This window comes from Campylobacter sp. RM12640 (genome assembly GCF_020137595.1).
Lineage (GTDB): Bacteria > Campylobacterota > Campylobacteria > Campylobacterales > Campylobacteraceae > Campylobacter_E.
Window position 1 is genome coordinate 32,007 of the sequence record NZ_JACGAU010000011.1, and the last position, 22,560, is coordinate 54,566.

At 28.5% G+C, this 22,560-nt stretch carries 21 protein-coding genes; 7 read left to right on the forward strand and 14 right to left on the reverse strand.

The features are described from left to right. Window positions 1-2: 2 nt before the first annotated feature. The 11 genes from AVBRAN12640_RS05580 to AVBRAN12640_RS05630 all read right to left on the reverse strand — a co-directional run bounded on the left by AVBRAN12640_RS05580 (window position 3) and on the right by AVBRAN12640_RS05630 (window position 13,268). Entirely contained in the window at window positions 3-995 is a 993-nt protein-coding gene (locus AVBRAN12640_RS05580) for a hypothetical protein (RefSeq protein ID WP_336608878.1), read from the reverse strand. A gap of 1 nt (window position 996) precedes the next feature. Then, entirely contained in the window at window positions 997-1,296 is a 300-nt protein-coding gene (locus tag AVBRAN12640_RS05585; RefSeq protein WP_336608877.1) for a YkgJ family cysteine cluster protein, read from the reverse strand. A 174-nt stretch (window positions 1,297-1,470) separates the two neighbouring features. After that, on the reverse strand, window positions 1,471-2,043 hold the full coding sequence (locus AVBRAN12640_RS05590; RefSeq protein ID WP_336612971.1) for a BspA family leucine-rich repeat surface protein: 573 nt from the start codon (window positions 2,041-2,043) through the stop codon (window positions 1,471-1,473). Beyond that, window positions 1,989-2,678 carry a BspA family leucine-rich repeat surface protein gene (locus tag AVBRAN12640_RS05595; protein WP_336612968.1) on the reverse strand — a complete coding sequence of 230 codons (690 nt, stop codon included), beginning with the start codon at window positions 2,676-2,678 and terminating at the stop codon, window positions 1,989-1,991. The genes AVBRAN12640_RS05590 and AVBRAN12640_RS05595 overlap by 55 nt, the downstream gene beginning before the upstream one ends. A 42-nt stretch (window positions 2,679-2,720) precedes the next feature. After that, complete coding sequence (locus AVBRAN12640_RS05600; protein WP_250325167.1) at window positions 2,721-3,833, reverse strand: BspA family leucine-rich repeat surface protein; 1,113 nt, start codon at window positions 3,831-3,833, stop codon at window positions 2,721-2,723. A gap of 48 nt (window positions 3,834-3,881) precedes the next feature. Then, window positions 3,882-5,066 (reverse strand): BspA family leucine-rich repeat surface protein, encoded by a 1,185-nt coding sequence (locus tag AVBRAN12640_RS05605; RefSeq protein ID WP_336612969.1) that lies wholly within the window; start codon window positions 5,064-5,066, stop codon window positions 3,882-3,884. After that, complete coding sequence (locus AVBRAN12640_RS05610) at window positions 5,063-7,078, reverse strand: hypothetical protein (RefSeq protein ID WP_336612970.1); 2,016 nt, start codon at window positions 7,076-7,078, stop codon at window positions 5,063-5,065. The genes AVBRAN12640_RS05605 and AVBRAN12640_RS05610 overlap by 4 nt, the downstream gene beginning before the upstream one ends. Next, complete coding sequence (locus AVBRAN12640_RS05615; RefSeq protein WP_336608997.1) at window positions 7,075-8,424, reverse strand: AAA family ATPase; 1,350 nt, start codon at window positions 8,422-8,424, stop codon at window positions 7,075-7,077. The genes AVBRAN12640_RS05610 and AVBRAN12640_RS05615 overlap by 4 nt, the downstream gene beginning before the upstream one ends. A gap of 122 nt (window positions 8,425-8,546) precedes the next feature. Continuing rightward, complete coding sequence (locus AVBRAN12640_RS05620; protein WP_336608112.1) at window positions 8,547-9,698, reverse strand: M20 metallopeptidase family protein; 1,152 nt, start codon at window positions 9,696-9,698, stop codon at window positions 8,547-8,549. After that, window positions 9,695-12,493 (reverse strand): excinuclease ABC subunit UvrA, encoded by a 2,799-nt coding sequence (gene uvrA, locus AVBRAN12640_RS05625; protein ID WP_336608998.1) that lies wholly within the window; start codon window positions 12,491-12,493, stop codon window positions 9,695-9,697. The genes AVBRAN12640_RS05620 and uvrA overlap by 4 nt, the downstream gene beginning before the upstream one ends. Beyond that, on the reverse strand, window positions 12,486-13,268 hold the full coding sequence (locus AVBRAN12640_RS05630) for a sulfite exporter TauE/SafE family protein (protein ID WP_336608999.1): 783 nt from the start codon (window positions 13,266-13,268) through the stop codon (window positions 12,486-12,488). Before AVBRAN12640_RS05630 ends, uvrA begins: the two co-directional genes overlap by 8 nt. Window positions 13,269-13,353: 85 nt before the next feature. On the opposite strand from AVBRAN12640_RS05630, the gene AVBRAN12640_RS05635 reads away from it, so the two are divergent. From AVBRAN12640_RS05635 to thrB, 7 genes are read left to right on the forward strand one after another with little or no spacing between them, the layout of a single operon-like run. Continuing rightward, the gene (locus AVBRAN12640_RS05635; RefSeq protein ID WP_214118123.1) at window positions 13,354-13,782 is read left to right on the forward strand and encodes a chemotaxis protein CheX; all 429 of its coding nucleotides are present in this window, start codon (window positions 13,354-13,356) and stop codon (window positions 13,780-13,782) included. Then, a complete protein-coding gene (gene fliN / locus AVBRAN12640_RS05640; protein WP_214118125.1) occupies window positions 13,782-14,084 on the forward strand; it encodes a flagellar motor switch protein FliN in 303 nt (100 codons plus the stop codon). The genes AVBRAN12640_RS05635 and fliN overlap by 1 nt, the downstream gene beginning before the upstream one ends. Further along, window positions 14,084-14,881, forward strand: coding sequence for a hypothetical protein (locus AVBRAN12640_RS05645; protein WP_336609000.1), 798 nt, complete (start codon window positions 14,084-14,086; stop codon window positions 14,879-14,881). The genes fliN and AVBRAN12640_RS05645 overlap by 1 nt, the downstream gene beginning before the upstream one ends. Before the next feature lie 9 nt (window positions 14,882-14,890). Next, window positions 14,891-16,267 (forward strand): M23 family metallopeptidase, encoded by a 1,377-nt coding sequence (locus tag AVBRAN12640_RS05650; RefSeq protein WP_214118130.1) that lies wholly within the window; start codon window positions 14,891-14,893, stop codon window positions 16,265-16,267. Between the two features lie 9 nt (window positions 16,268-16,276). Beyond that, the gene (lpxC, locus tag AVBRAN12640_RS05655) at window positions 16,277-17,170 is read left to right on the forward strand and encodes a UDP-3-O-acyl-N-acetylglucosamine deacetylase (protein ID WP_214119904.1); all 894 of its coding nucleotides are present in this window, start codon (window positions 16,277-16,279) and stop codon (window positions 17,168-17,170) included. Window positions 17,171-17,178: 8 nt separating this feature from the next. Further along, window positions 17,179-17,595 carry a tRNA threonylcarbamoyladenosine biosynthesis protein TsaB gene (locus tag AVBRAN12640_RS05660; protein ID WP_214119905.1) on the forward strand — a complete coding sequence of 139 codons (417 nt, stop codon included), beginning with the start codon at window positions 17,179-17,181 and terminating at the stop codon, window positions 17,593-17,595. A gap of 8 nt (window positions 17,596-17,603) precedes the next feature. Beyond that, complete coding sequence (gene thrB, locus AVBRAN12640_RS05665) at window positions 17,604-18,494, forward strand: homoserine kinase (protein ID WP_442862232.1); 891 nt, start codon at window positions 17,604-17,606, stop codon at window positions 18,492-18,494. Here the strand turns inward: thrB and recG are convergent. The 3 genes from recG to AVBRAN12640_RS05680 are packed head-to-tail and all read right to left on the reverse strand — an operon-like array spanning window position 18,491 to window position 22,560. After that, a complete protein-coding gene (gene recG / locus AVBRAN12640_RS05670; protein ID WP_336609001.1) occupies window positions 18,491-20,290 on the reverse strand; it encodes an ATP-dependent DNA helicase RecG in 1,800 nt (599 codons plus the stop codon). The two genes, thrB and recG, sit on opposite strands and share 4 nt — an antisense overlap. Further along, complete coding sequence (locus AVBRAN12640_RS05675) at window positions 20,283-21,413, reverse strand: M16 family metallopeptidase (RefSeq protein ID WP_214150296.1); 1,131 nt, start codon at window positions 21,411-21,413, stop codon at window positions 20,283-20,285. The genes recG and AVBRAN12640_RS05675 overlap by 8 nt, the downstream gene beginning before the upstream one ends. Then, entirely contained in the window at window positions 21,406-22,560 is a 1,155-nt protein-coding gene (locus AVBRAN12640_RS05680; RefSeq protein WP_336607431.1) for a dehypoxanthine futalosine cyclase, read from the reverse strand. The genes AVBRAN12640_RS05675 and AVBRAN12640_RS05680 overlap by 8 nt, the downstream gene beginning before the upstream one ends.

Here is a 22,560-nt window from a genome sequence, read left to right on the forward strand (position 1 = left end):
CTTTATTTTTTAGTATTAAATTTCCTTGCTTGATCTAAATATTGCTTAATCTCCCTGCTTACTTCACCATCCTCACTTAAAACATCTACCTTACAAAGATCATAGATTACTTTAAACATATTTGAACTTAAGTTAAATAAACTCAATTCCTCATCATTAAATTTATGATAATCAGTTTCTTGTTTTACTAAATATTCCAACTTAACAATTATTTGAATAAATTGACCATTTAACCTATTTAGTTCTTTAATGATTTGTTTTAAAATGTTTTCAATACCTTTTGCTGTTGCTTTTGCAGTTTTCATTTCTTCAACTTTTTCCAAAACTTCACAATAATCACTTGTAGCATTATCTAAAGCCTCTTTTGCTTTTTTAGAATATAAAAACCCTCCAAGTGCAAGAACAGGTGCAGCCGTAATACCACCTAGTATAGCTAAACCACCTGCCATTCCAAGACCTCCAGCATATAAAGCTCCTCCACCAAACCAAGCTAAAGTTGCATTCGTTGCTACTGCACCACTTAATGATGAAATAGCTGTTCCTGTAGAAGCAGTTGCAAATAAACTTACACTACCATAAGCTCCTATTCCAGTTAATGCGCCTGCTCCAAGTGAAGCTATGCCACTACTTGCAATTTCACTAAAGCTTATAATTGTTTGCTCTATTTCTTTAAATATACTACTTGTTATAACAAAATTCTCTGTCTTAGTATCAAATTCTTTCATAGGTCTGTTGCTAATTTTATCAACTGTATTTTTCCATCTTTTTATATTCTTAGTAAATACATTAATTTTAAGTCTTCCTAATTCTTCAAATGCTAAATTACAATTATCTCTTGTATCTATTAAAGACCTTTCAGCATTTTCATATATTTCTTTAGCTTCTTTAATTAACCTATCTGCTTCTTCTTTGTCACAATGTCCATCATAAGCTTTTTTTGCTCCAAAAGCACCTGCTGCTACTGCTATACCACCTAAAATAAATGGAATTGGCATTTTAAATCTCCTTAATTAAATTAATTTTGTATTTTTTATCTAAATTTAATTTATTCTGTAAAGCATTGCAGACTTTTATATTTTCATTGTAATACTTAGCCTTACTCATATGCTTATACAAAAACCTTTTATAATATTCATCAACCCTACAAATCATAGGACGATTTTTATAAATCTCACATGTGTTATCATCTGTTAGATAAATACAAATACCATTTTGACTAAAGCTTTCAAGCTCTTTAACGCCATTTATACTCTTACAGCATGCCCCACATGAAGTGCATGGAAAATTATTTAACATTGCTAAGTACCTTTGAAAACAAATGAGAAATATTTAAGATATTTAAAAAGAAGTGATAATATTAGATAATCTAAATACCCCCCCCCATAAGAGAAAATATAACTTTCATTTATTCTCCTTTCTTGTAATTTTTCGCATTATAGCATATAAGTTGTCAAAATTCTGTCCATATAATTAAAATTTACAAGCTTTATAAATATTAATATCGTTTGCACTTTTGTTTAATACCAAATCAGGTTTTATTGTTAGCCTTTTGCATCCTGAAAACATCTCACTAATATTTGTAGCACTGCTTAAATCAAGTTTTATTAAAGTGTTTAAATGAGTGCAGTTTTTAAAAAATTTACTCACATCTTTTACTTTTTCAAGATTTATTTTAATATCATTATTAAGCCTTGTGCAACCATAAAACATCCCCCTAGCAGTCTTTAGATTAGGAGTTTTAAAATCTATTATTTGATTAAAATGCTTACAATTAGCAAACATATAATTCATTTTTTTAACATTTCTAGTATCAAAATACAAAGGCTCATTAAAATTAACACAATTAGCAAACATCCTACTCATACTAACAACATTGCTAGTATCCCACTCGCCTACCCCTTCATAATCAGCCCTACCACCAAATAAATCGCTCATATCGGTAATTAACCCTGTATCTATCTCATTAAGCTTGATAGCTGGATTTGCGATTAAAGTTTGTAGTTCTTTTTTATTTTTTGGAAAGTATTTAAAAGTTTTTTTAATGGGTCTAAAAAAGCACTCACATCTATTTTATCGCTATAAAAATTACTTTTATAAAACATTGATTTAAAAGCTTTATTTTTAAGCTCCCATAATCCATCATAATTTTGTCTAGTTGAATACGCAAAAAGATTTCTAAAATCATAAATATTTGCAGTATCAATCATAGCCAAAGGCAAACTTTCATCACATACAAGTAGCATTAATTCGGCTTTATTTTTAGGACTTACTATGGCGTTTTTAATATTTAATTTTAAATTACTAAACAAAAACTCACTCTTATTAACACATCCATCTATCATAGAATAGCATTCAAAAACTTTTAAAATATCAAAGTTAGTTAAGCTAATGTTTTTTAAATCAAGATTATTACAAGCATAAAACATCTTATTTGCATATCTTAAAGAAATCACATCAATTTCAAGCTTTTCGTTTAGATTTACGCAGTTTTCAAACATAGAGTTCATATTAACAACATTGCTAGTATCCCAATGGTTTATAAAGCTAAAATCACCCCTAAGACTATCTTTAAAAAGCTCACTCATATCTGTAATTAAACTTGTGTCAATGTTATGTAATTTAGCACTCAAATCATCGCAAAGTGCTTTTAGTTCTGCTTTTGTTTTTACTTTTATCATTCTAATTCCTATTTTAAATTCTTTTTAATTTTATTAAATATATTAATTTTCCGAAACAATTTGTAAAATTCTTGCAGAAGTATTTACAAAAGTATAATAAGCCCCATTAACACGCTTAGATAAATCTCTAACACTATTGCAATTAAATTCATAAGTTTGTGTGCAACTACTACAATTATCAAACATACTAGAAAAATATTTCACTTTTTTAGTATCAAAATTAAGTTTGTGATTAAACTTAGCGCATCCACAAAACATAGTGCTCATATCTCTTACATTACTCGTATCAAAACTAAGGCTTTCGTTAAAATAAATACAACCATAAAACATACCAGCCATATTTATAACACTGCTTGTATTCCATTCATTTATTCCAGAAAAATCTTTACGATTAGTTTTATAAAACAAATAACTCATATCAGTTATTAAACTTGTATCAATATCTCCTAGATAAATATTTTCATATTTTACAAGTTCTTTTAATTCTTCTTTTGTTGCGGGTATGTATTTAAAATTTTTTTTACAAACTTCAATATTTAAAGTTTTTAAAAGTTCGTCACTTGCCTTAGAATTATTAAAAGTATAAGAATTTATATTATTCCAGCTCTCAATCCCATTAAAATCTGTCCTATCACTATATTTAAAGGCTGAATTAGTATTAGTTATCTTGCTCGTATCAATAAGATTTAGCGGGATGGTGTTATCGTTTAGGATGAATTCTAGTTCATATCTATTTTTTGGCATTATTTTATAATTTTGATAATCAAGCTTAAGATACCTTGTAATAAACTCAGCCCTACCAATACATCCAACTAGCATTCCGCTTGATACGAAAAGATTTGCAATATCAAAATTTTTAAAACTTATATTGTTTAAATCCAAATTAGTGCAGTTATAAAACATCTTATCTGTATATCTTAAAGAACTCACATCAATTTCAAGCTTTTCGTTTAGATTTACGCAGTTTTCAAACATAGAGTTCATATTAACAACATTGCTAGTATCCCAATGGTTTATAAAGCTAAAATCACTCCTAAGGCTATCCTTAAAAAGCTCACTCATATCTGTAATTAAACTCGTATCAATATCTTGCAAATTAGCATTCAAATCATCACAAAGTGCTTTTAGCTCAGCTTTTGTTTTTACTTTTATCATTCTAATTCCTGTTTTAAATTCCTCTTTTTTTTAGTTTTATTAAATACATTAATTTTCTGAAACAATTTGTAAAATTCTTGCAGAAGTATTTTCAAAAGTAAAATAAACCCCATTAACACACCTAGATAAATCTATAATACTATTACAATTAAATTCATAAACTTGAGTACAACTACTACAGTTATCAAACATACTAGAAAAATATTTCACTTTTTTAGTATCAAAATCAAGTTTTTGATTAAACTTACTACATCCACAAAACATAGTTTTCATACTCTCTACATTAGAAGTATTAAAATAAAGTTTTTGATTAAAACTTTCGCAACCATAAAACATACCCACCATATTAGTAACATTTCTCGTATCAAGACTAAGACTTTCATTAAAATAAATACAACCATAAAACATACCTGCCATATTTGTAACATTGCTTGTATTCCATTTATTAATTCCTGAAAAATTCCTACGATTAATTCTGTAAAACAAATAACTCATATCAGTTATTAGGCTCGTATCAATATCTCCTAGATAAATATTTTCATCTTTTATAAGTTCTATTAATTCATCTTTTGTTGTAGGTCTATATTTAAAATTTACAATAATGGCTTTTATATTTAAAGTTTTTAAAAGTTCATCACTTGCCTTAGAATTAGCAAAAGTATAAGAATTTACATTACTCCAGCTCTCAACCCCTTTAAAATCAGTCCTATCGCTGTGTTTAAAAATAAAATCAGTATTAGTTAATCTGCTTATATCAATAAGATTTAGCGGTATGGTGTTATCGTTTAGGATAAACTCTAATTCAGAAGTATTATTAGGAAGCAAAAGACCATTTAGAAAATTAAGCTTAAGATATCTTGTAATAAATTCAGCTCTATTTATGCAACCAACTAGCATTCCAGCTAATGAATTAAGATTTGAAACATCAAAATTCTTAAAACTTATATTTCTTAAATCCAAATTAGTGCAGTTATAAAACATCTTATCCGCATATTTTAAAAATCTTACATCAATTTCAAGCTTTTCGTTTAGATTTATGCAGTTTTCAAACATAGAGCTCATATTAACAACATTGCTAGTATCCCAAGTATTTATAAAGCTAAAATCACTCCTAGAACTATCTTTAAAAAGCTCGCTCATATCAGTAATTAAACTCGTATCAATATCATGCAAATTAGTATTCAAATCATCACAAAGTGCTTTTAATTCAATTGCTGTTTTTACTTTTTTCATCTTATTTTCCTTTTTAGCTTTTCTTCTCTATCTTTACGCTCTAAAACATTTATAGTATGATTATAATTATCATATAAAAAATACTTATGAAAGCCCACTACATCAAACCTATTCCCACCAAAAAACGATATAAAAAGTGCATAGCTTTTCACAGCATTTAACTCATCTTGAATATCTCTTAAAAATACATCTCCTATACAAAAATCACTTATAGCTAATAGGTTTGCTTTATTGTTGTATTCTCTTGCCTTTTTTAAACTTGCCTTTAAAACCCAATCTATATCATAACCCCCACTAGCTTTGTATTTTGATAGGGTATAAAGCAATTCATCATATCCGTGTTTTTTAGATGTTTTTATATTCTCTCCACTTCCAGCTAGAATTAAAATACACTCTTTTTTGTGTTGTTTGCATTCATTTATTAGATAATACCCTACCGTTTTAGCCACCATTTCAGGAGCTCCACTCATACTGCCACTATTATCAATAGCTATTATTAGTGGGCTGATTTTGCCTTTATCACTTGATTTATTTAGCCAAGTGCTAAGGGATTTTTCACAAAACTTAGCAAAAAATAGATTTTGGGCTAGCTCGTCATTTAGCAAGGCAAACTCACTTGGCAAGGCGTTTTTAAGTATATCAGAGCTTGTAATTCCATCTAATTCATAACCTAAATTATGCTTATCGTTTTTGCTTACTCCTATGCCAAAACCTTCGCAAATCATCTTGCAAAGCCTTTTTATTTCACTTTTTTTGATATTGTCATTTCTATATGAATGTGAGGCTTTTACTATGTCTTTTTCGCCACCTACGCCTCTATCGCTAAAAAAATCCTGCATTCGTTTTTTAAAATTTTTTAAATCTCGTTTTTTAGGATTTATTTGTGGTGTTTGAGTGCTTGAACTTTGCTGATTTTTAGTATTTTCTTGATTACTATTATTATCTACATCGCTTTCATCATTTAAAAACTCTAAAACTTTTAAAATCTCATTTAGTTCTTGCTCTAACTCATCTAATTCATCATCACTTAAAATCTCTTCTTGATTTTGCTCTTCGTTTTGTTCTTTAGAAATTTCTTGATTTTTGCTTTTATTTTTTCTTGGATTTTTATTTTTACTTTTATTATTTAATTCTTCGCTATTTTTAGTGCTTTGATTTTCTTCATTTTGCTCTTGTAAATCATCTTTTACTTCTTCAAGGTTTTCTTCTTTATTTTCTTGATTTAGACAATCATCTTCTTTAGATAAATTATTTTCTTCATTTTTAATTTCATCCAAACTTTCATTTTCTTGATTTTGTTTGTCTTTTTGATTTTTGTTTTTAGTTTTTATTGGTTTTTTCTTTTTATTATTTATAGTTTCATTATCTTCTTTGTTTTCGGCATATTGGTTTTCTTCTTCATTTTGCTCTTGTAAATCATCTTTTACTTCTTCAAGGTTTTCTTCTTTATTTTCTTGATTTAGACAATCATCTTCTTTAGATAAATTATTTTCTTCATTTTTAATTTCATCCAAACTTTCATTTTCTTGATTTTGTTTGTCTTTTTGATTTTTGTTTTTAGTTTTTCTTGGTTTTTTCTTTTTATTATTTATAGTTTCATTATCTTCTTTGTTTTCGGCATATTGATTTTCTTCTTCATTTTGATCTTGTAAATCATCTTTTACTTCTTCAAGGTTTTCTTCGTTGTCTATTTGCTCATCTTCATTTAGAAAAGCATTATTTTCTTTAATATTATCTTGCAAGTGCTTTTTATAATTTTGATAAGCATTTTTAGCAAAATGCACTAATTCTAATAGATTTTGCCTTTTTAATTCACTATCAAAAAGGCATTCTATATCGCTTAAAATCTGCTTAATATTTTCAGTATCGCCGTATTTTATAAAACCAAAATCCTTGCTAAATTTTGCAAAAACATCCAAACAAGCATTAAAATACTCATCATTTATATTTTTAGCCAATATATTTTCACTACTAAAAATAGCGTTTCTATAATTTCTAATATCTTCTATCATAGATTATCTCTCATAGTTTTTGCAATACTTAAAAGCTCTTCTTTATTATCCATACCAAGTTTTATGCTAAACCCTAAGAAAATATTTTCATAAGTTCCGCTGTTTAATTCTACACTTTCAAGCTTGTCGCATACAGCATTAAAGCCCATTTTTATAAAGCTTATATCGTTTGATTTAAGTGGGATTTTTTCTATGATTTTATTATCTTTAGCCAAAAAAACACTATTCATATCTAATTTAAAACTAATATCACCTAACTCATTTACGCTAAAAGCATTACTAGGATTAAAGATTAAATCAAGCTTTTTATTAAGCACATCTGAATGCACTGCTAGATAAAAAGTGCTTAAACCACTATCATTTGAGATACTTTTAATATCAGGAAATTTACTAACTAGCATTGAGTTTATGTATTTATAAAATTCACTATTTAGTTCTATGCTCTTATTTGCGTTTTTCAAAAACTCACTTTTAGTGTATTTATCAATAATATCACTGACTGATTTTATATCATCTAAATTAGTCCAAAAACAATGCTTCAAAAGCTCTAAATCCTCGCAAATCACCTCATCTCTACCGCTTAAATAAACGCTAGTTTTTATTATCTTAATAGCCTTTAAAAGCCTTCTTTCGCTTACATCTATTTCAATCTTTGCTAGTTCTTTTTTGATATCAATTATCGCGTCTATTACTTCTTTGCCAAGCCTTACTTTAAGAGAATTTTCTTTTATCATTTTTAATTCATCTAGGCTAAAAGCATTTGCAATATCTACATTTGCACCTTGTTCATTACCATTTAAAAGCTTTGTTAAATCTCTTTTTTGAGTAAGTCTTGGCACTACAAGTCTCATTAAAAATCTATCATATAATGCTTCTAATCCTTCTCCTTCATCAGGAAATTCATTACTTGCAGCAATAAGTCCAAGTAGTGGCACATCTATTATATCTTTGCCATTTTTATAGATTTTTTCGTTAATTATCGTTAAAAGCGTGTTGAGTATTGCAGGTGAGCTTTTCCAAATCTCATCTAAAAACACCACATTAGAAGTTGGCAAAAAGCCTTCAATTTGGCGTTTTAGCTCATCGTTTTTAAGTGAAGTTAAAGATAGCGGTCCAAAAACTTCTTCAGGAGTGCTAAATCTATTCATAAGATATTCAAAATAATTTGCGTCTTTAAAAATATTGCTAATTCTTCTTGCTACAAGGCTTTTTGCAGTTCCTGGAGGTCCATAGTAAAATACACTCTCACCTGCTAAAAAGCACAAAATACTAAGATTTATAATCTCATCTTTACCAACAAGCCCAAAGCTTAAATCCTTTTTCATTTTCAAAATGCGTTCTTTCATTTTTTATCCTTTTTTATAAAATGTAAAAGGATTGTAGCAAATGGGTAGTCCTGATTATGTCCATATAGAATTTTTTTTAAAAAAATTTTAGGAATTTTATAAATTAAAATTCCTAAATGAAATTATTTTAAGTATTTTAAACATACTCCTGAATAAAATGCAGCGGCATTAACTAAAGTATCATCATCATAAATATATCTAGGGTCGTGTAGATAATAATCATTCTTATTTAAAATAAAGGCATAAGCACCTTTGCAATGCTCTAACATAAAAGAAAAATCTTCACTACCCATTAATGGCTCGTGAAATTCATCACAATTTTGCTCTCCAAATAATTCACACGCTACACCAAAAGCTAATTTTTGCGCCTCATCATCATTAATTGTAGCTGCCCCTATTTGAATAAATTCAAGTTCAACTTTTACCTTAAAAAGTAACTCGCAAGATTTAGCAATATTGTTTAATTGCTCTATTATCGTATTTCTATCATCATTATTAAAGGTTCTAATATTAGCAAGTAATAATGCCTTATCTTGTAAGATATTAAAGCTAGTTTCATTTCCACTTAGAGCTGCTCCAAATGTTATAACAGCTTGATTTTTAGCCGCTATATTTCTAGCAGTTATAAATCCCGCTTGGGTTATAAAATGAGCCATCGCACCCATTACATCACTAGCTTTTTCAGGAGCACTACCATGCCCACCAACTCCACTAATATTTACCCTAAGTGCGTCAGCTCCTGCCATCATAGCCCCACGCTTAAGACAAAATAATTTATTAGTTTTGCTTGGGATATTGTGATAGCCAAATATAAAATCACTTTTAAATCTAGTAAATAAATTATCATCAATCATAGCTTTAGCACCGCCTCTACCTTCTTCAGCAGGTTGAAAGACAAAATTAATAGTGCCATCAAATTCACTCTTACTTAAATATTTAGCCGCTAATAATAAACTCGCCGTATGTCCATCATGCCCACAAGCGTGCATTAAACCTTCGTTTTTAGAAGCATAGCTTACTCCACTAGCTTCGTTTATTACAAGTGCATCCATATCAGCTCTTAAAGCTATGCTTTTATTTGAATTACCTTTCTTTAAAACCCCAACAACTCCTGTTACACCTACATTTTCATAAACTTCTATGCCAAATTCTCTTAATTTGTTAGCAACTAACTTTGCTGTTTTAAATTCTTTTAATCCTAGTTCAGGATTTTCGTGAATACATTTTCTAATCTCTATAAACTCGCTTGAGAGTTTTTTAATCTCTTCTATCATTTTAACTCCTTTTTCATTTCTTTAAATTCTTGTGCCAAAAACTTTGCTGTATAGCTTTTATCAGCGTATTTTTTAGCAAGTTCTAATGGATTACCTGTCGCAATTATCTTACCACCCCTAAAACCGCCTTCAGGACCCATATCTATAATATAATCAGCGTTTTTGATTAAGTCTAAATTATGCTCAATTACAAAAACACTATTTCCAGCATCTACTAAATGCTGCAACACTTTTACTAATTTTTGCGTATCTGCAAAATGAAGCCCCGTAGTTGGTTCATCAAGTAAATAAAGTGTATTTCCTGTATCACTTCTACTTAATTCTTTAGATATTTTTATCCTTTGAGCTTCCCCACCACTTAAGGTTGTAGCGTTTTGACCTAAGGTTATATAATCAAGCCCTACATCCATTAAGGTCTTTAATTTTTGCTTAATCTTAGGGTGTTTTGCAAAAAACTCATAAGCTTCTGCTACACTCATTTCTAAAACATCAGCTATATTTTTGTCTTTATATTTAATCTCTAGTGTTTGATGATTGTATCTTCTACCCCCACAAGCATCACAGGTAATATTTACATCAGGTAAAAAGTGCATAGAGATTTTAAGCTCACCTTCTCCGCTACATTTTTCACACCTTCCACCTGCAACATTGAAGCTAAAGCGACCAATTTTATATCCTCTAATCTGTGCTTCAGGAACATTAGCAAATAAATTCCTAATCTCATCCATAAGCCCTGTATATGTTGCTGGATTGCTTCTTGGAGTTTTTCCTATTGGACTTTGATCTAGGAAAATTACTTTGTCTAATTTATCAAGACCTTTATATGTAATATCATTAATTACTGCTTTTGCTCTATTTAGATTTGCTCTTGCAATTGGTAAAAGTGAATGCAACATTAATGAGCTTTTACCACTACCGCTTACTCCTGTTACACAAACTAAATTCCTAAGTGGGAATTTCACACTTAAATCCTTTATATTGTTTTGATTAATTCCGCTTAATTCTAAATATTCATCACTCTTTCTAGCCTTATAAAGGTCTATGTCTTTTTTACGATTTATATACAATGCAGTTTCGCATTTGCTTTTAAGCAATTCTTTATAAGTGCCATTAAAGATAATCTCCCCACCGCTAGTTCCAGCCCTAGGTCCAATCTCAACGATTACATCAGCACTCTCAATTGTCTTTCTATCGTGTTCTACTACTATTAGAGTATTTCCTTTAGCCTGCAAGCTTTTTAGGGTATTTATTAGTTTTTGCGTATCTCTTTCATGAAGACCTATGCTAGGCTCATCTAATACATATAAAACTCCGCTTAATCCACTTCCAATTTGAGAAGCAATCCTAATTCTTTGAGCTTCTCCACCACTAATTGTCCTTGCATCTCTACCTAGTGTTAAATACCCCAAGCCAACATCATTTAAGAAAAATAATCTTTCATTAATTTCTTTAATAATAGGATAAGATATTTCATAATCTTGCTTATTTAAATTATTAAAATTCTCTATTTTAAAAAATTCGCAAATCTCTTCAATAGGTGTGCTAATAACTTCTGCTATGCTTTTGCCATTTACTAACACAGCTAAGCTTTGCTCGTTTAGTCTAAAGCCTTTACAAGATGGGCAGGTTTTTTCTGTTATGTATTCGTTAAAATCTTTATCATCTTTTAAGATTTCATAACTTATTTTAATAGCTCCATCAAAAGTTTTTTTGATATTATGTTTATTCCATAAAAAGCTAAATTCTGTTGCACTTCCGTATAAAATAAGCTTTTTTTGATATTCACTTAATTCTTCATAAGGCTTATTTGTAGGGATTTTTTCTGCTTCGCAAAATGCTAAAAGTAACTTTGAATAATAACTTTTATTAAAGCCCATCATAGTGCGAACTGCACCATCTTCTATGCTTCTTTCATAATTTATAATTTTTTCTTGGTCAATACTCATTCTAATGCCTAAACCATCACATAAAGAACAAGCCCCTTTAGGGCTATTAAACGAAAAGCTTAAAGGCTCAAGTTTATTAAATGAAATTTTACATTTAAAACAAGCATTATGAAGCGAATAATGAATATTTTTATTACTTTCTAATAATTCTAACTCACACTCACCATAACTTAGACTTAAAGCTTTTTCAACAGCTTGAGCTAAACGACTTTTATTATCATCACTAATTCTTAACCTATCAACTACTAATTTAATAGTATGCTTTTTAGTTTTAGCTAATTCTATTGGCTCATCTAGTCGTGTTAGTGTGCCGTTTATTAAAATATTTATAAAACCTTGAGCTTTTAGGCTTTCAAGAAGTGGTGCGAATGTGCCTTTTTTTTCTTTAACTAAAGGAGCTAAAATCATTGCCTTTTCGCTAAATTTTGCCATTTCGTTTATTATATCTTCTGTATCCATTTTATTGATTTTTTCTCCACATTTATGACAATGCTGAACTCCAATTTTTGAATACAAAAGTCTTAAATAATCATATATTTCAGTAATTGTTCCAACGGTTGAGCGTGGGTTTTTGCTAGTTGATTTTTGATCAATTGCAATAGCAGGGGTTAAGCCTTCTATTTTTTCTACATTTGGTTTTCTAAATTTATCTAAAAATTGCCTAGCATAAGCACTAAGGCTTTCTATATAACGGCGTTGTCCTTCTGCATAAAGCGTATCAAAAGCTAAAGTAGATTTTCCACTACCACTAAGCCCTGTAAAAACTATTAATTTATTTTTAGGTAGTGTTAGGCTTATATTTTTTAAGTTATTTTCACTTGCGTTTATAACTTGAATTTCATTATTCATTAAATACTCCGTGTTGTTTTAGAACTTCTATTATTGATAAGGTCAATACAAACAATAAAAATCCTATGAAAAGTTTTTTTTGCGTATTATTGCTAATTTTATGAAACAGCCAATTACCAACCCAAACTCCAGGCAAACTTGAAATAGCAATTATTGCACCAGCAGTATAATCAACATGATTTGTAATTGCCATAGAAATAAAAGCAGCACTTCCAGCAAAAGCTACAAAAAGACCGCTAAATGAAGCAGCTTTTTTAATATTAAAATTACAAATTGCAACTAAAGCAGGCGTGAGTAATGCTCCACCACCTATCCCACCACTTGTAGCAATTGCACCTATTATTAAACCTACGAAAAATTGTAATAATTTTGAATTCTTTTCAGGTTCAATTGGATTTGCAGGAGTAAAATAAAGTTTAACAATAGCCCAAATAATTAAAAAACAAATAATATAAGCAATCATTAAATTACTTGCAAATTTCATAATAAAACCAACGCTAAAACCACCAACTAAACCACCTAAAGCAGGATATAAAGCATTTTTTACTTGCAATGTGCCTTTTTTATAATTTAAATACGAATTATAAAAAGATGAAAAAACCATTTGCATAACGCTAATTCCAACAGCAATCTTAGGCGAATACCCAACAAAAGTTGTCATAATAGGCACAACAGCAGTTCCGCCACCTATTGCAAAAAGTCCTGCAGTAAAACCAACTAAAAGCCCATCTAAAATAAAAATAATATAAGTAAGTAATGTATATTCTTCTATCATAAAAAACTCCTAAGGCGTAATCTTAATTAACTTAGCTTACACTTTTCTTTCTTATAATAATTAAAACTTATTTAAGGAAAGATTAATGCTTGATACAATTGATTATTCAGTTAAACATTTTTTTAAACATATTTTAAGAAGTAAATTAGAAACCACAAATTCTTTAGATGAAGCTGAATATTATGGTGCTAGTATTTGTTTAGGAGATAATGTAAAAGAATTATTTTGTTATTTAATATTTAAAAAAGAAAGCTTACAAGCTCTTGCTTCAAGATTATTAGGCGATGATGATAAGATGAGTGAAGATGATTATTGTGATTTATGCAAAGAAGTAGCAAATCAAATCATAGGCTATGCAAAAAGATTATTAGCTGATGCTTATGATGATTATTCAATTAGTGTGCCTGAATATTTAGGAAGGGTAAGTGATTTTAAATTAGGCTTTACTCACGAGTTTTTTTATAAACTAGAAAATAATACCTTTTGCGTTGGTATAGTAGAGAAGAAAAAATAATGCAAACACAAGAGCAACCTACTAGAATTCTAAATGCAACTTATGAAGAATTGCTAGATGTTAGCGTAGATTTTATAAGTGAGTTAGGAACTACACAACTTAGCGTTAGAGAATTTTTAGAACTTGGAATTGGCTCTGTTATTGATTTAGAAAAACCAGCAGGTGAGAGTGTAGAACTTTATGTAAATAATAGAATTTTTGGTAAAGGCGAAGTAATGGTTTATGAAAGAAATTTAGCAATTCGTATCAATGAAATACTAAGCTCAAAAACCGTTATTCAATATTTTAAAAAAGAGTTGTGATGAAAAAAATAATCTTACTACTAATTAGTTTAAATCTTTTTGCGAACAATATCATAAATTATAATATTTATAAAAGAGATGATAGGATTGATGTTATGCTAAGCTTTGATTCTCCATATAACGCAAAAGATGGAGATATTAGAATATTAAGTGGAAGCGATTATGTAGGCGTAGTATTAAATAATGTTAAAATTTCTGAAAGAAATTCTCAAATATTAAATATGCCTTACGCAGAACAATTATTAATGTATCCATTAGGCGAAAGCACGGTTTTAGAATTTAAAACAAAAGAAAAAATAAATGTCATTCCTGCACTTACAAAAGATGATGGTTTTGGGCTTAGAATTAGAGTTATGCCAAAAACCACAAACCAAGTGCAAAATAATGAAATAAAATATGCAGAAGATAATAATATAGATAGTAAATTGTATTCAATGATAGGTGTTTTAGCAATATTAGTATTAGTATTAATATTTATAAAAAGACAACTTGCAAAAAAAGGTAAAATATCTAATTTAAATTCTAAGCAAAAAGTTGCTAGTTTTTTAAATATTAATGAAAATCAAGCCGTAGTAATTTGCGAAAAACAACTTGATAAAGATAATAAATTCATAGTTATTGATTATGAAAATTCAAGATACAAATTAATAATAGGAAATACAAATATTTGGCTTGATGCACCTAATCAAACTGAAGAGAATTTTGAAAGTTATTTTGAAGAAAACAAACAAAAATTACAAAATATGATAAAGCAAAATGCTCTTAATTCATATAAAGAAAAAATAAGTAAAATATAAGGAGTTAAAATGAGAAATAGAAATAAAAAAACAAAAATAACAATATTTTTTTCAATAATTATAGTTGTTGTATTGGCAAGTTTTATTGCTTTTTCAAATACTTTTGAAAGAATTGCTCCTAATATTTCTTTAGACAACAACCAAGAAGATACAATTTATTGGAATGCTAGAGATAAAATAAATTTAAAAGTTGAAGATAATTTAGGACTAAAAAATTTAAAAGTTGAATTTAGTAAAGATAACGAAGAAACAAAAAATATATTAATAAATAAAACTTTAAATGGCAAAGAATTTAATGTTGAATTAGACCTTCCAAAACCAAAATTTAATGAAAAATTAGATAAATACACAATATATATTAAAGCTAATGATAAAAGTTTGTGGAATTGGTTTGGTGGAAATGTAAGCGAAAAAATAATTAATGTTATAGTAGATAATAAAAAACCTCAAGTAAGCGTAATAGCTAATTCATATAATATAACTCAAGGCGGTGCTGCTAGCGTTGTATTTTACGCACAAGATGATAATCTAACTGATTTATATATAGAAGTTAATAATAGAATTTTCAAAGTTGCTCCTTTTATGAAAGATGATTATTACATAGCTTTAATTGCTTGGGACTTAAGAGATGGAGATGAATTTGAAGCTAGAATTGTTGCAAAAGATAAAGCGAATAATATCATTAAAGAAAGAATTCCATATTATTACTCAAATAAAAAATATAGAGTTTCACATATTGAAGTAGGAGACGCTTTCATTGATGGTAAAATTAGAGATTTGTATGAGGCAAATTCTGATAATTCTTTAAGCGATAGAGCTTTAATATTTGACTTTGTAAATGCAAAATTAAGACAAGAAAATGAAAAATTAATTCATAAAGTTACACAAGTAGTAAGCAATGAATTAGTGACTGATTTTAAACTAAATGCGTTTTTACCACTAAAAAATGGTATGAAAGTTGCAGATTTTGGTGACCATAGATATTATAAATATAATGGAAATCAAATTAGTGAAAGCTATCATATGGGACTTGATTTAGCAAGTACAAAAATGGCACCTATTGTGTTAGGAAATGATGGTAAAATAGTTTTTGCACAAGATAATGGAATTTATGGATTAAATTTAATAATTGATCATGGTTTAGGTCTTTATACTTTATATGGGCACTGCACTAAAAAAAATGTAGAAATTGGCGATATAGTTAATGCTAAAAGCACTATAGCTAATACAGGAACAAGTGGTTTAGCATTAGGGGATCATTTACATTTTGGTGTTTTGGTTCAAGGTGTTGAGGTAAGACCAGAAGAGTGGATGGATACTAAGTGGCTTAATGATAATATATTTGGAATTATCAAAAAAGCAAAAGAAGTTATAAACAAAAAATAAGGGAAAAAAATGTTACAAACTACAATAGCTAAAGAAGTAACAAATGTTGGAATTGGACTACATAAAGGTAGTGCTATTAAGATAAAATTTAGCCCACTAGGTGCTAATAGTGGAGTGGTATTTCATAGAACAGATATTAATAAATTTTACGAAGCAAATTATAAAAGCGTAATCAACACTCAAATGGCTACGGTAATTGGAGATAAAGATGGTTATATATCTACAATTGAGCATTTAATGAGTGCTGTTAGCTCTTATGGAATTGATAATTTATTAATAAGTATCGATGCAAATGAAGCACCTGTTTTAGATGGTTCAGCAGCTGGTTTTTGTGCTATGCTTGATGAAGCAGGTATTAAACAACTTGACGCTAAAAAACAAATATTTGTTGTTAAAAAAGAAATAAAAGTTCAAGAAGGAGATAAATTTGCAAGTCTTAGTCCTACAAATGCTCCTACTTATGATTTTACTATAAACTTTAAGCACCCATCAATTAATACTCAAAACTATATTTACAAGGCTAATAAACAAAATTTCATAAATGAAATTGCAAGTGCTAGGACTTTTGGGTTTTTAAAAGATGTTGAGTATTTAAAATCAAAAGGATTAGCATTAGGTGGTAGTTTAGAAAACGCTGTTGTTTTAGATGATAATGGCATATTAAATCCTGAAGGATTAAGATTTAGTAATGAATTTGTAAGACATAAAATCCTTGATGCGATTGGTGATTTATATATGTTAGGTAAAGCAACTTTTGCTAACTATAAAGCTTACGCAAGTAGCCATGATTTAAATCATAAACTAACTCTTGAATTGCTAAACAATCCAAATTCTTATGAATTAGTAACTCTTAGTGATGATACAAACAAAGATTTATTAAAGGCATTCACATTAAACTTTTAGTAGTGCCTATGGCAAATCTCATTGGAATATATGATGATAATAATTTGTTAAAAGAAGAAATCAAAATCATAAATAAAACCAGTGAAGATTTGCCAAAAATTATGCAAGAACTATTAAATAAATATAATTTTAGCGAATTAGCCTATGCTAATGGACCAGGCTCATATATGTCTTTAAAAATTGTTTATGTATTTTTAAGCACAATTGCCCTTGTTAAAAACATACCATTAAAAGCAATTAGTGGTTTTACATTTACAAAGAATAACTTAATAAAAGCTAATAACAACTTATATTTTACCCTTGCTGATGATAAAATCAAATTAATTAAAAATGATAATTTTAAAGATGAGTTTTTTATACCAAATGAGTATAATTTCAAATTCTTAGAAAGTAATTTGCCAAATTATTTTTTACCTGCTATTTAGGAATATAAATGAGAAACGAAATATGTTTAAAATCACCCGCTACTAGTGCGAATTTAGGTGCTGGATTTGATTGTCTAGGACTTGCTTTAGACTTTTATAATGAAACAATAATTAAAAGAAATAATTTTTTTAAAATATCTATTAAGGGTGAAGGTGAAGATAATCCTTATCTTAAAAAACATAATTTATTTATTACCATTTTTAATGAAACTTACATAAAGCTAACTGGTAAAAAAGACTTATTTAGCTTTAATTTCATAAACAATATTCCTTTAAGTCGCGGGTTAGGTAGTTCTAGCTCTATAATTGTAGGAGCAATTGCTAGTGCTTATTATCTAGCAGGACTTGAAGTTAATAAAGATACCATATTAAACAACGCCTTAATATACGAAAATCATCCTGATAATATTAGCCCTGCAGCACTTGGTGGATTTGTTTGTTCGGTAGTTGATAAGGATAATGTAAAATATATAAAAACTGATATTTCTAGTGATGTTAAAGCAGTAGTTTGTATCCCAAATAAACAAATCTCAACAAATGTTAGTCGTTCGGCTTTACCTAAGCATTTAAGTCTTGCTGATACTAGCTTTAATATAAGCAGAAGCTCGCTTACAACTGCAGCTTTTATGAGTAAAAATTATGAAATGTTAAAGATTGCAAGTTTTGACAAGCTTCACGAAAATCGTAGAATGAAAGCTGTTCCTGAATTATTTAAAGTGCGTGAATTAGCTCGTAAAAATGGTGCATTAATGAGTAATTTAAGTGGTTCTGGTTCAACTTTTTTTAATCTATGTTATAAAGATGATGCAAACAAACTAAAAACCATACTAGAAAATAATTTTCCTAATATGAAAGTATTAGAGCTTAATTTCAATAATCAAGGAATAATAATAAGCTAATTTTGCTTATTTAAATATTCCTTAGCTTTATATAAAATATCCTTATCTAAAACCTCATCAAAATACTTAAAGCTAATTCCGTGCTGAACATCTCCATCTATTAAATCCCCGCTTTTTCGGTTTTCTAAGTCAATTTCGGCTATTTTAAATCCATCTAAGGTATTAGCAAATTTAATCAATCTATCACTAAATTCAAACTTGCTAAGCAAATAACAATAGCTCTTAACCCCATTTCTTCCTACTCTTCCACGAAGTTGATGAAGTGTAGATAAGCCGTATCGCTCGGGTGCAACGATTACAATTATACTTAATCTTGGCAGTGAAATTCCAACTTCTACGATAGTAGTGCTTAGTAATACATTTCCATTTTCAGCAAATTGCAATAATATATTATCCTTTTCTTTATCCTTGCCGTGCGTATAATAAACTTTATCAAAATTCTTCTCATAAAAGCTAATAACACTCTCAAGTGGTTTATAAGATGAGTTTTTGCTCTCTTCTATTAAAGGATAAACTATTATTGCTTGATGATTTTGTTTGTTTTCGCTTTTTATGTGATTAAATAATTCATTGCTATTTGCTATTGTGATTAGTTTTGTTTCTATTTCTTTTTTAAATGGTAGTTCTTTTATGAAAGAATAGCTGTAAATATCACTATGAATTAATGCAGTTGTCCTTGGTATTGGCGTAGCTGAAAACTCTATATAATGCGGATTTTCTTTATTGTTTGTAGCTAAATCTTTAAGCTTCATTCTTTGCTTAGCCCCAAATCGTTGTTGCTCATCAACCATAACTAAAGTAGCATCATCTAAACTAGCCCATAAAAGTGCGTGAGTGCCTATTACAAAATTTGCTTCTTTTAATTCATCTTGCATTAATTTAGTCTTGCTAGATACAAAATGCAATATCTTTAAAAACCCTGGCAAAAGTCTTTTAGCTTCATTATAAAGTTGTTGGGCTAAAACGCTTGTTGGTGCCATTAAAACCACTTTTTTAGGATAGCACATAAGCGCTGCTGCAAAAATCACTAAGCTTTTTCCACAACCAACATCTCCCATTACTATTCTAATTTTATGATGAATACTTTCAAGGTCATTTTTAATATCATTTATCGCATTTATCTGGTCGCTTGTCGGCTTAAAAGGTAGAGATTTTAGCCATTTGTTTATATCAAAAGTTTTAATTTTTTTGTATAAAGTATCGTTTTTATAAGTTTCGTTAAGTCTTTTTATGTGATGGTAAATCTCAACAAATTTTAAGCATTCGTTTAATTCTTTTGAATTAAGCAATTTCATTGCTTCTTGGCTATTTTCTTTCATAATTAATAGCAATTTTATATGCTCATCTAATAAATTAAATTCTTTTAAAGCTTCATAAGTTAAATATTTATTTTTTATCTTACAAATCTCTTTATCACTTACACCTTTTATCAAATAATTAGCAGTGATTTCTCCACTATCTTTAATGATTTTTGGATTAATAAATTGCAAAAGCCCTGCAAAATCGCCTAATTTCCCATAAATAATTAGCTCTTTATTTATAGCAAAAAGTGCATTATGAAAAGGTCTTAGATTAAATATAGTAATAGTGCATTCACACTCCCAATTATATGAATATGCAATTATACTAAGCCTTTTGCCTGGTAGTTGTTTTTTAGATTTTATTATAACTTTTGTGCAATTTAGCTCATTTAATATAGGCTCATTATTTAATCTTAAATCATCAAATTTTTTAGGCATTAAAAGAGCTAATTCAACTATATCTTTACAAGATAATTTTTCTAAATCCTTATTCATTATTACCTATTACATAAAAACTAAGCTCAGTAATACTTTTTTGATTTTTTAAAAAATCATTACAAGTTTTAAGCTCTAAATCTTTAATTATCTTTGTAATTTCTCTTAATTCGCCTTGTTTTAAATCACTAAAACACTCGCTACTTGCAATGCTATGACGATTTTGAGTGGTTGAGTATTTTAAAATCTCACTACCTACTAAAAAATCTTTAGCCTTTTTAAACTCATCTTCGCTTATTCCAAATTCTACTAATTTTTTAAACTCTTCTTGAACTATTTTTATAGCTTCTTTTTTGCTTTCATTTTTTGTTTGTAAATAGCCTGAAATAAGATAATTTTTCTTAAACGCTACTAAAAACGCAAAAGCCGAATAAGCTAAGCCCCTTTTTACTCTGATTTCTTCGGTAATTCTTGAGCCAAATCCACCGCCTAAAACATAAATAGCAAGACTTATAATAGCTCTTTCATAAATGCTTTTAATCTCTACGCTGCTTATAAACCTAACAAAAGCTTGTGATATTTCTTTGCTTTCTTCTTTATAAAAACTCTCATTTGTTTTTAATTTTTCATAAGAACTTTGCTTATTGTTTAAAAGTTTTTTAACTTTACTAATATCATCTAAATTTGCACTAATTACTATCTTATTTGCTTGATTTTTAAGGTTTAAAATATAGTTTTTAAATTCTTTTTCATCTAAAGCTTCAAAATCGCCAAATTTATCATTTTTAAAATCATTTTTAAAATAATTCTCATATAATTTCATCTTTGCTAAATTATCGTAATCTTGAATATGGATTAAAAAATAATTTTTTATTTTGTTTTTGATTAATTCAAAATTAGTAATTTCGGTATTTAAAAGCATATTATTAAAAGCATTTAAGCAATTATCAAGCTCTTTTTTAAGACAAACTATATCAAATGTAAAATCAAAATAATTAGCACTAGCACTAATATTAATTGCACTTTGCTCTAGTTTTATATAAAACTCATCATCTAAACTCTCATTGTAAAAAAACTCAGCTGCCATAGCATTAGCATTATGAAAAATCCTTCCGTAATTAGGATAGCTAATACTAATATATACTAAATCATCATTAGTTTTTAAATGCACAAAATTATTCATTGTAGTATTCCAAAATATTATATGCTGTATCTCTTTTAGCTGGATTTTCGCCTAAATCACGGATTAATTCTATCATTTGCTGTTCATTCATTCTATATTTTGCACCTGCAGCTGCAACAACATTTTCTTCCATCATAGTTGAACCTAAGTCATTTGCTCCAAATTTTAATGCGAGTTGCCCTACTGCACTTCCTTGAGTAACCCAAGAGCTTTGAATGTTTGCAAAATTATCTAAATATATTCTAGAAATTGCTAATAATCTTAAATATCTATTAGAACTTGCATTCATTAAATGTGGATTTTCAGCCTTTAATCTAGTGTTTTTACCTTGAAAACTCCATAAAATAAAAGCTCTAAAGCCACCTGTTATATCTTGAAGATTTCTTAAATAGTCTAAATGTTCAATTATTTCTTCATCGCTTTCAACATGACCAAACATCATAGTTGCGCTACTAAGTAAGCCTAATTCATGAGCTTCTTTATGAATTCTTAGCCAAGTAGCAGTATCGCATTTACTAGGTGCTACCATATCTCTTACTCTATCGCTTAAAATCTCCGCACCTGCTCCAGGGATAGAAAATAGCCCACAATCGCTCATTCTTTTTAAAACTTCTTTAGTGCTAATTTTGCTAATTTTTGCAATATATTCAATCTCAACTGCACTAAAGCCGTGAATTGTAATACTAGGATAATTTGTGCTTATATATCTTAATAAATCTTCATACCAAGTAATATCAAGCTTTGGATGCACTCCACCTTGAAATAATATTTGAGTGCCACCAATTGCTAATAATTCTTCAATCTTTTGTCCGATTTGCTCGTATGTTAAAATATAACTATCACTATCCTTTGCGTGGCGATAAAAAGCACAGAATTTACAATCAACTAAACAAATATTTGTGTAATTAATATTTCTATCTACTACAAAAGTAGTAAGTTTGCTTGGATGAAGCTTGTTTTTTACTGCATAAGCAATCTGACCTAAAGTAGCTAAATCAGAATTTCTTAATAAATTAAGCGCTTGTTCTTTAGTAATTCTTGGGACTATTCCTTTTGGTGCATAAGGATTTTCCCAATCTTTATGGATATTAAATACTGAAGTTTTATAATTTGTATTTATTTTTTTACTTAATAATGCTGCGTTCAT